Here is a 12,368-nt window from a genome sequence, read left to right on the forward strand (position 1 = left end):
TCTCTCAGGTCAAGCGATGGGTTCAGTGTCGATGCTGGCGAGTAACGCCGGCGTCAAATTGCGCGACCACTTGCTGCCAGCCGCTCTGACTCAGAGCGCTGTCGCTGAAGTCGGAGGGCGCAGTCACTTCGCTGTTGCGGTTAAGCCACACGTCCGGCTGTGTGCCGACGCGCAATAAAAACGAACCCGCTACTGCCGGGTTCGGGCTGAGGCCCAGATACGCGTTATCGCCCAGCAATTGCCACACATGGCCGCCACGGCTGACCGAACTGGCATCGCTGGCAAAAGGAGCAAAACCTTCAGTGGCCAGCTCAGTCGGCTCGGGCAGGACGTTTGAGTCTTCGCGCAGCAGTTGGATTTCGTCCAGCGTGACCCGCAAGTCGGCGTAGATACCTTGTTCGGCAGCGTTTAAATCACGGCGCGCATCCAATTGATGGGCTGGCACGGATGCCACGTCTTGCGCTTCGTGACGCCAAGCCACCACTGAGCCCGCAACCGTCAGAATCAACAGGCACAACAGCAGCACATACAGGGTTTCATGCCCGGCTCCCGCAGGGCGTACAAGGTGAGTGCTCATGGGGCCTCGATATCGGCTTGGTCAATTTCGACAATGTGGCCGGGGCCTGCATCAAACAGCACGTAAAATTCGGAGGAGGGGCGCTTGAAGGTCAGGGTTGAGTCTGGCCCCAATTTACCGGGCACCAGAATGGTTTCGTCGTAACCGATCACGTCCAGCGTCACCCCCGGCGCGCCGCTGCCATCCGAGAACCCGCCCGTGCAGCGGATTTGCTCCCCTTCAATCTCTGTGCATTCGCACATGGGGTTGTGCGCCAGTGCCTGAGTGCTAAGGCCCATCAAGGCAATAAACCCGGTCGCCAAGACACGGCGCACGGGGTGTTTGAACACGCGTGAAGTCATTACTTGCCTCCTCGTTGGTTCAACCAGGCCACGGTTGCCGGTGAAGCCTGGCTCAAGGGAATGGATGCCTGGTGCATGGAGCCGTCCCACCCTTCAAGGGTGATCCACAACTCGGCGTCTTCTTTGGTGCGCGGCGGGATCGGTACGGTGGCGCCCATGCGATAGGGCGTGCCGAAAAAAATCACACCGGCGGCACGCAAACTGCGAGGTTTACCGATGCGCAGGTAAGTGGCTTTGACCTGCTCAACGCAGGTGTCACACAGCGCCGCGTTGAAACTCTTCATATAGCCTGCCGGGCCGTCAGGACGCGGCGCTTCGTCACGCAACTCGGCCAGTTGCAGGCTCCACGGGCCGACTTGCACGGTGTCTATCTCGCGCTCACCGAGCCCGCTGTCGCCCCTAAACAACGAGGCTTCGGCAAAGTACTTGGGCATAAACCCCAGCGGTACGAGTAACAGCAAAATGTTCAGATGAAAGCGCCATTTATGCCACCACTGGCTCAGGGCAGAAGCGGGCGGGGCCGTCGTTGTCTTGCTCATACATTGGCCTCGCAAGGGGTTTCTGGGCGGGCGATTGGCGCGGGCACTTTGGTCGTGCGGGCAGGTTTGTTGCTGCGCTTGAGGGCATTAGCGGTGGCCAGCGCTGTGCGTTTGGTCCAGATCAACAGACCGCTGAGCACCATCATGCTCAGGATCAACCCGAAGAAAAACCAGATCAGCTTGACCCACAGCCCGCCGAAATCACCGGTGTGCAGTGGGCGCATGGACTCGGTCACCAGCTCTAGCCCGGAACGGTCGGCTATCATCCGTGAGCCTTCAATTGCGCCGTTGTAGGGGTTGATATCAGCAGTTTGGAACAGCAAGGGGTACCAGCCGGGGCCTCCGACTTCGATGTGGCCGTAGGCATTGCTTGGCAGGCTGACAAAGCTGGCTTCAAGGCCGGGGATATTCTCGGCTGCGATCTTGACGGCTTGATCCAGACTGATTTGTGGCGCGGGTTTGCCATCCGCCATGATCGGGACATCCTGGCGCGCAACCACGGGTGGGTTACCTGCGGTAGAGATGGAAATCTGGTTATCGAACATGAAGGCCTGAATCAAAAACCATAGCCCGGTGATTGAAATCACGGCAATAAACCAGATCGACCAGATGCCGCACAAACGATGAAAGTCGCCCCAAAAAATACGTGCGCCGTGTTTAAAGCGCAGGTTGGGTTTAAAAAAGCCCTTCCAGAATTTTTTGTACACCACCAACCCTGTCACCAAAGAGGCCAACAGCGGCAGGCCGAGAAATGACACCAAGTACCAGCCCCAGCTGTAGCCATTGGTGAACGGCACCAGCCACCAGCCATGCAGGGCACGAGTGAATGCCTTGAAATCGAAGCTCGGGCTCTCACCCTGAATAGCCCCGGTGTACGGGTTGACGTACAGCGAAGGTGAGCGGCCATCGGGGTACACCACGTCGGCTACCAGCGCGAAGTGGGCTTCATCGGGGCGGCTGATGGATTGCACGGCGAGCTTGGGTTCGGCGGTATGAATGGCCGTCAGCACCTGCTCGTAGGTCAGCAGGGGCGCATCATCCGAAGGCTGAGTGGCACGTGCTTCTGGGGTGGCTAGCCACACAATCTCCTGGCTGACCACGGCCAATGTGCCGGTGACGCACACAATCAGCACAAAGAACCAGATCGGCAGCGTTAGCCAACTGTGAACCAAAAACCAGAGCTTGGAGCGGGACTTTTTGGACATGGGGAACGGCAAACTCGCGGTTGAGCGGGTGTTAATCGCCATTGAGAAGCGATTGCTTATCCATGTAGGACGGATGAGTGGGGTAAAACCCTAACCTTGAGTTGTAAATAAGTGTTTCATGGGGCGAGGCTGCTTGCGCAAGCGTAGCCACCCTCAAATCAGGTTTTGCTTTTGATCTATAGGCCCTTCGGAAAGCCGTACGCTGGGGCACGAATGTTTTTGTCCCTTATACGGTTGTTCCTCCGTGTGCTTATCTGTCACCTCTGGTGTTCGACTCCACCACTTAAGGGGTCGAAGTTGCTTGGTAAAAGTGACCCACCTTAAGGGTTCAACCCCTAAAAGGCCGTGACACATCAAACCGATATGTACGCCAAAAGATCGCAGCCTGCGGCAGTTCCCACATAAGGCGTGCCTTTCTGAGGCCAGTAAATCCTTGCTTCTTTTATCCCTCCATCCGGGCTAGGCCGTTTGGACGATGTGTGTGTGACCGCTCAGTCCGATGATCGAGCGCAGGTTCTAGCCGCTTGCCAGACGAGTCGCTCAGGACACACAACACAATAAGAAGAGGACTGGCCGCATGAAATTCGTCCAGCAACTGAACCTTGCAGCGAGGCATCAACCATGCGGGCAATGATCGGATATCTGGTTTGCCTGATCGTGGCGGTAACCATCGCATTTACCTTCACCCCTCATAAAACGTCAGATGCTGCCCCGGCCCAGTTGCGCCCGGATCGCTTGCAGATCAACGCCATGCTGTACCTCGATAAACGGGTGGTGGCGGTGGGCGAACGCGGCAATATTTTGCTGAGTGATGATCAGGGCCTGTCCTGGCAAGCCGCGACAGTCAATCCGCAACGTGATTTGACCCTGACCTCGCTGGTGGAGCTGGCCGATAAGAGCCTGTTGGCTGTCGGCCATGATGGCTGGATTTTGCGCTCGCAAGACAAAGGTGAGCACTGGGCCGAAGTTCGCCATGACAAAGAACTCGGCGAGCCTTTGCTGGGAGCCTGGAGCGCAGGCGGCACGCAGGTTCAGGCGTTTGGCAGTTTCGGTAAGTTTTATCAATCCGATGACGATGGCCGTACGTGGCAGTCCACGCCCCTGGAAGTCGACAGCGCCCACCTCAACAGCATGGACGGCGGCCCGGAAGGGCGGCGCATGCTGGTCGGTGAGCAAGGGTTGGTGATGCGCAGTACGGATGCCGGGCAGCATTGGCAAACCCTGCCGGCGTTTTACAACGGCTCATTATTTGGTGTGGTGCGTTTAAGCCCCGAGCGTTGGGTGGCTTACGGCATGCGCGGTCATGTATTTGTCACCCAAAACTTTGGGCAAAGCTGGGATCAGGTGCCAGTCGGTAATCAATTGCCTCTTTACGGCCATGCACTGTTGCCCAATGGCGGCGGGCTGTTGATCGTCGGGGCGGGCAGTTCGATGGTGCGTCTTGATGGCAACGGCCGGCTGGTCAGTGCAACACGTTTGTCAGGGCTGGGCACATTGACGTCGGCCGTTTTAGTCGGCTCACGGCGCTTGTTGGTAGGCGGTGAGCGCGGTGTGTTCCAGGGTACTGATGGCAGCGTTGCTGCTCTTGGCAAGTGAGAGGCACGCAATGAACGCTGACAAAAGCTTGGTTACCCGTCTGGTTGAACGCACTGCTGATTTGTTGATGGGCTGGCGCAAGGGGTTGCTGGCACTGTTTGTCTTGTTGACCCTTGCATTGGGCTACAGCGCCACCCACACGCAACTCGATCCGGGCTTCAATAAGCAGATTCCAGTACGCAACGAGTACATGGTCAACTTCCTCAACTTCAGCCAGTACTTCACGGGCGCCAACCGTTTTTTGGTCAGCGTCAAATGGAAGGGTGAGGGCGACATTTATAACCGGGCCTTTCTTGAAACCCTGAATAAAGTCACCGATGACGTGTTCTTTATTAATGGTGTTAGCCGCGCCAGCGTCACTTCGTTGTTTACGGCGAATGTGCGTTATATCGAAATCACTGAAGACGGCTTTTTTGGTGATGTGGTGGTGCCGCCACGCTTTACCGGCTCGGCAGATGATTTGTCTCAAGTGCGCAGTAACGTGGCGCGCTCCGGGCAAGTCGGGCGGCTGGTGGCCAATGATTTGAAGTCCTCGATGGTACGCGCTGACTTGCAGGATTTAGACCCGCAAACGGGCAAGTCGGTGTCTTACGCTGAAGTCGCCAAGCGGTTGGAGGACATTCGCGCCAAGTACAGCAACGACAACATTGAAATCAACATCGTCGGCTTCGCCAAATTGGTGGGCGATGTGGTGGATGGCTTGAACACAGTGATCGGCTTTTTTGTGATTGCGTTTGTGATCACGGGCGTTTTGCTGTGGCTGTATTCACGTTCGTGGCGCTTGACCGTGGTGGCGCTGTTGGTGGCGTTATTGCCGGTGGTGTGGTTGCTGGGGTTGTTACCACTGCTGGGGTTGGGGATCGACCCGATGTCGATTTTGGTGCCGTTTCTGATTTTTTCGATTGGCGTGTCCCATGCGGTGCAAATGACCAACGCCTGGAAGCAGGACGTGCTGGCAGGAAACACCTCAGTGCAAGCGGCCCGTAGCGCATTTTGCAATATTTTCATTCCTGGCTCGTTGGCGCTGCTGATGAACGCCTTGGGCTTTGGCGTGATCATGTTGATCGACATCCCCATCGTGCATGAACTGGGGGTGACGGCGTGTATTGGTGTGATGCTGATGATCATTACTAACAAACTGATGCTGCCGATCATCTTGTCGTATCTGAACCTTGAACCCCGCGTTTTAAAACAAGGGCTCAAGGCACAAGCCAAGCACCAATTGTGGTGGCGGTTGTCGGCGCTGGCCGAGCCAAAACCTGCGTTGGCGGTGTTTGTGGTCAGCTTGCTGCTCTTAGGTGTGGGCGCTTACAAAGCACGTGACTTGGCTGTTGGCGACATCGGCATGGGCGCACCGGAGTTACGGGCCGACTCACGCTATAACCTGGATAACCAGAAGATCATCAGCAGTTATTCCATCGGTCTTGATGTGATGTCGGTGTTCGTTCACGTCAAAGGCATTGAAGAAGCGTGTTTGGCGCCACAGGTGATGCGGGCGATTGAGTCGTTCGACTTTCAGATTCGCAGTGTGACGGGTGTGCAGTCGGTCCAGAGCGTGGCCGGAATGAGCAAAAACGTGATTGCCGGTAACAATGAGGGCAATCCGCGCTGGTCGGCAATTCCAGGCTCGGAGCGCGGCTTGAGTCAAGGGGCCCGCGCCTATCTGCCGGATGATGGTTTGGTCACTGAAGGCTGTCAGCGCATGCAGATTCTGGTGTTCCTTGCCGACCACGAAGGGCCGACTGTGGCTCATGTGGTGAATGAAACCAAGCGCATCATCGCCGGGCTGCAAACCCCGAGCGTGCAATTTTTGATGGCGGGCGGCAACGTGGGGGTAATGGCGGCATCCAACGATGCGGTCAAGCAGGCCGAGGTGGTGATGCTTGCTGCCTTGTTTGGCTCAGTGGCGCTGTTTTGCTGGCTGACGTTTGGTTCATTCCGGGCGGTGTTGTGCATTTTGGTGCCGTTGGCGATTGTGGCTATTTTGTGTAACGCGCTGATGGCGACCTTGGGCATTGGCCTGAAGGTTGCCACCTTGCCGGTCATGGCGCTGGGCGTCGGCGTGGGGGTCGATTACGGCATTTATTTGTATGAGCGCATTCAGCATGAAATGGCAGAGGGTAAAGACTTACGCCATGCGTTCTATCAGGCCATGTGTCAGCGTGGAACGGCAGCCGTGTTTACCGCTTTGACCATGTCGATCGGGGTGTGTACCTGGGCATTTGCACCGCTCAAGTTTCAGGCGGACATGGGCGTATTGTTAGCGTTCATGTTTTTGGTCAATGTGCTGGGCGCGATCTTTCTGCTGCCAGCGTTGGCGGCCTGGTTCAATCTGGGGCGGCCTTTGGTCAAGGTGCGCGAGCAGGCAAAGGTCACGCCAACCGGGCATTACCCGCTTAAGCAAAGTGTGGCCGCCAAGGATCTTTCAAACCGCTGAAATAGGGCGCTTAACCCGCTTGTGCGAAGGCAGGCATATAGACACACTGAGGCGCTGTTGTGCGTGCTTGCTAGTTAATAAGAACAATAAAAGGGTCGGCCTTTGAGCCATGCCCACTGCGAGGAACCGATCATGGAACCAGTGACGTTGAATCATCAAACCTTGGCGAGTCTTGGGCTGGAGTTGTCTGACTACGATCAAATGGTCGGCAGTTTTTACGACGGTGCTTTAGATCCAAAAGTCATGGGGAAAACGCTGTGTGCTGTACGCACGATGTTTCAGGCCAATTACGCGACACTGATTCTGCGGGTGCCGGATCAACCCGACATGGGTTTGATGATTGTCGCCGGTGATATTGAAGGCGAGGGCGAGCTGACCTATCAGACTTACCCGCAAGCCAATACGCCTTTTTCGGGGCAGGCTTTGGATCAGGTATTTACCGTAGAAGACCTGATGAGCGAGTCCGATTGGGTCAACTCGGCTTACTTCAAAACTTACTGTTCTTGGCAGAACGTCTACCACGTGATGGGGGCCGATATCTCGACACCCGACGGCGGAAAGCTGCGTTTTCGCCTGACTCGCGCCAAAACCGCGCCCAAATTCTCCACTGCCGAACGCGCCCTTTGCAGCATGTTTTTGCCGCATTTACGCCGCGCCTTGCACATGCACAACCTGCTTGATCGCAGCGAGTCCATGAGCGAGTTGTACGCCCAGGCCATCAGTCGCTTGTCGGTCGCAACCATCGTGCTCGACGAAACCGGCAAGGTGTTGCGCCTAAACCCGGTGGCCGAAGAAATCCTCAGCAGTGCCGATGGCTTGAAACTGGTGGGCGGCAGGCTTGAGGCGACTTACCCAAGTGATAACCGTGAGTTGCAACGCTTGGTCAAGCACGCCTTCAGTGCAGAAGTTCGCGAAGGTGGTGTTACGGCCGATGCCATGTCTGTCACTCGCCCTTCGGGTCAAGTCAGTTTGGGGGTGGTGGTCGAGGCCATTCCTTCGCTTGAGTGGGCCGAAGGCAAGAGCAAGCCGGCAGCGGTGGTGTATATCCGCGATGCGGTTGGCAAGTCGCTGGCCAGTGAGGTGGTGACTAAACAGCTGTTCAACCTGACCAAGGCCGAAACGGCGCTGGCGATGGAGTTGGCCAACGGTTTATCCCTGGAAGAAGCCGCCGAAAATCTCAATATTCGACGCAACACGGCCCGCGCCCATTTGCGTTCGATCTTTTCCAAGACCGGCGTACGTCGCCAGACCGAACTGGTAAGGATTCTGCTGAACAGTGTGGTTGCGTTGGGAAAGCCCAAGTGCGCCTTGCGAGCAACTGACTCAGTGATTGTGCCGGCGCCAAAATTGGCACGCCCGATACGTAAAACCGCTTGAGCGCAGGCGGGACTATTGCTGGCTGAACGCAACGCTAAAACGTGGCGTTCAGTTAAATGTTAGTCAGGCCATCAGGGGCCTGCATCCTCAAGGGAAGTCTTATGCCAGTTACAGCTGTCAGTGGTAGTGCGTCAGGGATCGGTGCGGCCGTGTGTGCCGTATTGCGCGCGGCGGGGCATCGGATCATCGGAATCGATCGGTCAAATGCTGAGGTAATTGCCGACTTGTCCACCCGAGATGGGCGCCAAGCCGCTGTGGCGCAGGTACTTGAACAGTCGGGCGGCGTGCTCGACGGCTTAGTGTGCTGCGCCGGACTCGGCGTGACCGCGCCTTCGAGCAGTTTGTTGTTGGCAGTCAACTACTTTGGCGTCAGTGAACTGCTTGATGGCCTAGCCGATGCCTTGGCCAAAGGCGAACACCCGGCGGCATTGGTGATTGGCTCGGTGGCGGCAACGCAGCCGGGTGCCGATCAACAGCCGATGGTCAAGGCCCTGCTGGCCGGTGACGAATCCCAGGCATTAGCGTTGGCCAACGCACTCGGGCAACCACACATTGCCTACGCTTGTTCCAAATATGCTGTGACCTGTGATGCGCGCCGCAAATCGGTGCAGTGGGCAGCCCAAGGTATTCGTCTGAATGTGATCGCGCCGGGGGCAGTGGAAACACCGTTGCATCAAGCGGCCAAGGACGATGCCCGCTACGGCAAGGCTGTCAGTGAGTTTGTCGCGCCTTTGGGCCGTGCCGGGCACCCCGAAGAAATCGCCCAAGCGGTGGCTTTTCTACAATCGACTCAGGCCAGCTTTGTCACGGGCAGCGTGCTGTTTGTGGATGGCGGCATGGACGCAATGGTTCGTGCTCAGCATGTGTAATGGCCGGTTAACCCTTAAGGAATACCCATGAACAAAGTGGCATTTGTGACCGGTGCCAGCCGTGGCATTGGTCGTGAAACGGCGCTGGCCTTTGCGCGCGCAGGTTTTGATCTGGCGATCAGCGCCCGCAGCCTGGGCGAAGGCGAGCAGCATGCTCACGGTTTACGCAACCCTGACGGCACAGCGTTGCCCGGCAGCCTCAACGGCACAGCTGCGGCGATTCGTGAACTGGGCCGCAAGGCGCTGGTGGTGCCTATGGACTTGCTCGACAGCGACTCAGTCATGGCCGCCAGTGCGGCGGTGTTTGCTGAATATGGCCGGGTTGATGTTCTGGTCAACAATGCGATCTACCAAGGCAGCGACCTCAATTCACCGTTTATGCAGTTGCAGCCCGAGACCTTGGAACGCGTGTTTCAAGGTTATGTTATGACGCCGTTTTTGCTCACGCGGGCTGTGGTCGACGGCATGTTGGCGCAGGGCGGCGGGGTCGTGATCAATGTCACATCCGGCGCCGGTGAAACAGACCCGCCCGTGGCGGCGGGCAAAGGCGGGTGGGGCTATGCCTATGGTGCGGGCAAGGCCGTGGTTTCGCGCTTGTCGGGTATTTTGTCAGTGGAGTTGGGCGAACAGGGCATTCGTGCTTTTACCCTCAACCCGGGCGTGGTGACCACCGATGCGTTACGCGCCACCATTGGCGAGAAGGGTGTGATTGCCTTGCGTGCGGGCTCGGCCCCGCCCCACGTGCCGGCTGCCGTGATGGTGTGGTTGGCGACCCACGATGCGGCCGTCGATCACCAGTGCAAAACCATTCATTGCCAGCCCTTTGCGCTGGAACACGGCATTGTTGCTGACTGGCGGTGAGCCGGTTTTGAGGCTTCAGTGCGCGGCGCCCAAGTTGTTTCAACAGGCGCCGCGCAAGTTTGTGCTGCACGCAACGTCAGTGCACAGACCCGCCTAGTCCAAGTGAACGATGAGTTCGCCTCGTGGCTCGGTGAAGATCACTCAGGCAGGCGCCCCAGCCCTTAACCTGAGGAATAATAAAAATGACTAAACTCGCAGAAATCCACGTCGAAAATGCGCTGGCCCCACGCTTTGGTCGTGGCTGGCATTGTTTAGGCGAGGCGGACGAATACCGTGATGGCAAGCTGCATACCCTGAATGTCTTCGGCTCGCGGCTGTTGGCGTTTGCCACCTCAGCAGGCGAAATCAGTGTGTTGGATGCCCATTGCCCGCACATGGGGGCTGACCTGTCCCAAGGCACCATTGAGAACGATCGCGTGGTGTGCGCCTTTCACCATTGGCAATACGACGCCAGCGGCAAATGTGTGGAAATCCCTTACTGCAAACGGATCCCGCCCAAGGCCAAAACCCGCGCTTGGCAAACCTGCGAAGTGAACAGTTTGCTGTTTGTGTGGAACAACCCCGAAGGCAAACCACCTGCTGACGACGTGGTGATCCCGCATCTGCCCGAGATGGACAGCGACGAGTGGCTGCATTCTTGGCACATGGACAAGTTGATCATCAACACCAACCCCCGCGAACTGGTGGATAACCTGGTCGATGCTCAGCACTTTGGGCCGGTACATGGCACACCCACCAAGTACTTTCACAATATTTTCGAGGGCCACATTGCCCACCAAATCTTTCATGGCGACTCTGAACGTTTGGGTGGCGACTTGGTGGCCGAGTCGGCGTATTACGGCCCCGCCACGCACCTGACCCGCATGCGTGCGATGTTTGATGGGCAAGAGATCAACTCAATTCTGCTCAACTGCCACGTACCCATTGGCCCAAACAGTTTCGAACTGCGTTTTGGCTGCATGGTGAAAAAAGTCCCGGGCTGGACCGATGAACAAAACGAAGCACTGGCAATCGATTACGTGCAACGTAATCGCGACTCGTTTTATCAAGACGTCGATATCTGGACCCACAAAGTACGCATCAACAATCCCGTACTGGCTGAAGGTGATGGCCCGGTTTACCAACTGCGTGAGTGGTATCAGCAGTTCTTTACGGATGAGGCCAGCGTGCCGGCGAGCATGGCCGAGCGCCGTGAAATCACGACCGTAGACCACCGCTGATTGACGAGCCGGGTGAAAAACGCGCCGTGCCAATGACCTAGCCCCAACGTTAACTGTTGAGGGGCTGTCAGGGTGCGGCGACGTTGCGTTAAAGGTTGATCTGGCGAAAGACAGTTCCCTTCAAGGCCGTTTTCGCTTCCCGGTGCCTGTGTTTTGGGCGCCGGGTTTTTCTTCGTCAGGGGCGTTGCCATCGGTTTGTAGCGTTGCTTTCGCAATACATCCAGTGCCGGGCCTATATTCAACATTGCTGGCTTTTTGAATCGTGCTGCTTAAGATAGCCGACAGATAAAAACCAGCAGGCTTGGACGAAGGCTCATGTTGAACAAAGACACCATCTCCATTCATCTGGTACGTGAGGCCCTGCTACAGAGCTGTGCGGCAGGCGAGGCAACGGATGAAATTCTGCACAAAGTAGGTATTGCCCCGGCGTTGCTTGAGCAGTTGGATGCCAGAGTGCCTGCCAGCGCCTATGCGCGCTTATGGCGGTTGTTGGCGCGGCGTCTTGATGATGAGTTTTTTGGCATGGACCCTCGCAAGCTCAGGGCTGGCAGCCTGGCGTTTATGTGCCGCTCGGCAATGGCTCAACCCACTCTGGCGCTGGGGCTTGAGCTGGTGTTGGGCTTTGTGTCGTTAATGCTTGAGCGATTGCCTGCCAAACTGGTCCGCCAGCAAAGCGTTGTGGAAGTGGTCTTGCATGAGCCTGATGACGAACCCAGACGTGCCTTCACCTACTTCACGTATTGGATGATTGTGCACGGTGTGGCCTGTTGGCTGGCGGGGCGGCGAATTCCGATTCTAGCCATTGAGTTGCGCTGTGCGGCGCCGAGCTATTGCGAAGACTACGAGGTGATGTTTTCCGAAAACCTGCGCTTTGACCGACCGCGTACGCGCATGGTGTTTGCAGCGGATTGCCTGGATGCGCCGATCAAGCGCAGCCCGCAAGAGTTGCAGCGTTTTCTGGCGCAGGCCCCAGCCAACATCTTGGTCAAGTACCGTGACCCGCAAAGCTTGGCCAGTCAGATCAAGCAAGACCTGAGACAGCTGCCTGCTGCGCAATGGCCTGAGACACAAGGGTTGGCGCAGGTGTTGTGTATGTCCGCCTCGACCTTGCGCAGGCGCTTGGCTGAGGAAGGGCACACCTATCAAGGGCTCAAGGATGGTGTGCGCAAGGAATTGGCCATTGGTTGGTTGGCCGAGCCGCAACTGAGTTTTGCCGACATTGCTCTGAGATTGGGCTTTGCCGACACCAGCTCGTTTTACAAAGCGTTTCGTAAATGGTCCGGCACCAATCCGGGGCATTACCGCAGCTTGATTTTGGAAGAGGCGCAGCCCTTGTAACGCGAAGG

Annotated in this window: 11 protein-coding genes; 7 read left to right on the forward strand and 4 right to left on the reverse strand. The window is 57.1% G+C overall.

Annotated features, from left to right (window positions below):
* Positions 1-22: 22 nt before the first annotated feature.
* The 4 genes from ACZRJQ_RS19350 to ACZRJQ_RS19365 are packed head-to-tail and all read right to left on the reverse strand — an operon-like array spanning position 23 to position 2,662.
* Positions 23-577 (reverse strand): DUF6162 family protein, encoded by a 555-nt coding sequence (locus ACZRJQ_RS19350; protein WP_463979935.1) that lies wholly within the window; start codon positions 575-577, stop codon positions 23-25.
* Positions 574-918: a hypothetical protein gene (locus ACZRJQ_RS19355; RefSeq protein WP_463979936.1), complete on the reverse strand. Its 345-nt coding sequence runs from the start codon at positions 916-918 to the stop codon at positions 574-576. Before ACZRJQ_RS19355 ends, ACZRJQ_RS19350 begins: the two co-directional genes overlap by 4 nt.
* The gene (locus ACZRJQ_RS19360) at positions 918-1,457 is read right to left on the reverse strand and encodes a thiamine pyrophosphate-binding protein (protein ID WP_463979937.1); all 540 of its coding nucleotides are present in this window, start codon (positions 1,455-1,457) and stop codon (positions 918-920) included. Before ACZRJQ_RS19360 ends, ACZRJQ_RS19355 begins: the two co-directional genes overlap by 1 nt.
* Positions 1,454-2,662 (reverse strand): PepSY-associated TM helix domain-containing protein, encoded by a 1,209-nt coding sequence (locus ACZRJQ_RS19365; RefSeq protein WP_463979938.1) that lies wholly within the window; start codon positions 2,660-2,662, stop codon positions 1,454-1,456. The genes ACZRJQ_RS19360 and ACZRJQ_RS19365 overlap by 4 nt, the downstream gene beginning before the upstream one ends.
* Before the next feature lie 621 nt (positions 2,663-3,283).
* On the opposite strand from ACZRJQ_RS19365, the gene ACZRJQ_RS19370 reads away from it, so the two are divergent.
* From ACZRJQ_RS19370 to ACZRJQ_RS19400, 7 genes are all read left to right on the forward strand, one after another.
* On the forward strand, positions 3,284-4,258 hold the full coding sequence (locus ACZRJQ_RS19370) for a WD40/YVTN/BNR-like repeat-containing protein (protein WP_463979939.1): 975 nt from the start codon (positions 3,284-3,286) through the stop codon (positions 4,256-4,258).
* A 10-nt stretch (positions 4,259-4,268) separates the two neighbouring features.
* Entirely contained in the window at positions 4,269-6,695 is a 2,427-nt protein-coding gene (locus ACZRJQ_RS19375; RefSeq protein ID WP_463979940.1) for an efflux RND transporter permease subunit, read from the forward strand.
* A 132-nt stretch (positions 6,696-6,827) separates the two neighbouring features.
* The gene (locus tag ACZRJQ_RS19380; RefSeq protein ID WP_463979941.1) at positions 6,828-8,072 is read left to right on the forward strand and encodes a helix-turn-helix transcriptional regulator; all 1,245 of its coding nucleotides are present in this window, start codon (positions 6,828-6,830) and stop codon (positions 8,070-8,072) included.
* 101 nt (positions 8,073-8,173) lie between these two features.
* A complete protein-coding gene (locus tag ACZRJQ_RS19385; RefSeq protein WP_463979942.1) occupies positions 8,174-8,941 on the forward strand; it encodes an SDR family oxidoreductase in 768 nt (255 codons plus the stop codon).
* A 27-nt stretch (positions 8,942-8,968) separates the two neighbouring features.
* A complete protein-coding gene (locus tag ACZRJQ_RS19390) occupies positions 8,969-9,802 on the forward strand; it encodes an SDR family NAD(P)-dependent oxidoreductase (protein WP_463979943.1) in 834 nt (277 codons plus the stop codon).
* A 182-nt stretch (positions 9,803-9,984) separates the two neighbouring features.
* Positions 9,985-11,022: a Rieske 2Fe-2S domain-containing protein gene (locus ACZRJQ_RS19395; protein ID WP_463979944.1), complete on the forward strand. Its 1,038-nt coding sequence runs from the start codon at positions 9,985-9,987 to the stop codon at positions 11,020-11,022.
* A gap of 315 nt (positions 11,023-11,337) precedes the next feature.
* A complete protein-coding gene (locus tag ACZRJQ_RS19400) occupies positions 11,338-12,360 on the forward strand; it encodes an AraC family transcriptional regulator (RefSeq protein ID WP_463979945.1) in 1,023 nt (340 codons plus the stop codon).
* Positions 12,361-12,368: the final 8 nt, after the last annotated feature.

It is taken from the genome of Pseudomonas sp. E315 (assembly GCF_055406205.1).

Excerpts from the sequence above, each read along its gene's own strand:
- ACZRJQ_RS19350 (WP_463979935.1), bottom strand. The coding sequence starts at position 577 with ATGAGCACTCACCTTGTACGCCCTGCGGGAGCCGGGCATGAAACCCTG.
- ACZRJQ_RS19355 (WP_463979936.1), bottom strand. The coding sequence starts at position 918 with ATGACTTCACGCGTGTTCAAACACCCCGTGCGCCGTGTCTTGGCGACC.
- ACZRJQ_RS19360 (WP_463979937.1), bottom strand. The coding sequence starts at position 1,457 with ATGAGCAAGACAACGACGGCCCCGCCCGCTTCTGCCCTGAGCCAGTGG.
- ACZRJQ_RS19365 (WP_463979938.1), bottom strand. The coding sequence starts at position 2,662 with ATGTCCAAAAAGTCCCGCTCCAAGCTCTGGTTTTTGGTTCACAGTTGG.
- ACZRJQ_RS19370 (WP_463979939.1), top strand. The coding sequence starts at position 3,284 with ATGCGGGCAATGATCGGATATCTGGTTTGCCTGATCGTGGCGGTAACC.
- ACZRJQ_RS19375 (WP_463979940.1), top strand. The coding sequence starts at position 4,269 with ATGAACGCTGACAAAAGCTTGGTTACCCGTCTGGTTGAACGCACTGCT.
- ACZRJQ_RS19380 (WP_463979941.1), top strand. The coding sequence starts at position 6,828 with ATGGAACCAGTGACGTTGAATCATCAAACCTTGGCGAGTCTTGGGCTG.
- ACZRJQ_RS19385 (WP_463979942.1), top strand. The coding sequence starts at position 8,174 with ATGCCAGTTACAGCTGTCAGTGGTAGTGCGTCAGGGATCGGTGCGGCC.
- ACZRJQ_RS19390 (WP_463979943.1), top strand. The coding sequence starts at position 8,969 with ATGAACAAAGTGGCATTTGTGACCGGTGCCAGCCGTGGCATTGGTCGT.
- ACZRJQ_RS19395 (WP_463979944.1), top strand. The coding sequence starts at position 9,985 with ATGACTAAACTCGCAGAAATCCACGTCGAAAATGCGCTGGCCCCACGC.
- ACZRJQ_RS19400 (WP_463979945.1), top strand. The coding sequence starts at position 11,338 with ATGTTGAACAAAGACACCATCTCCATTCATCTGGTACGTGAGGCCCTG.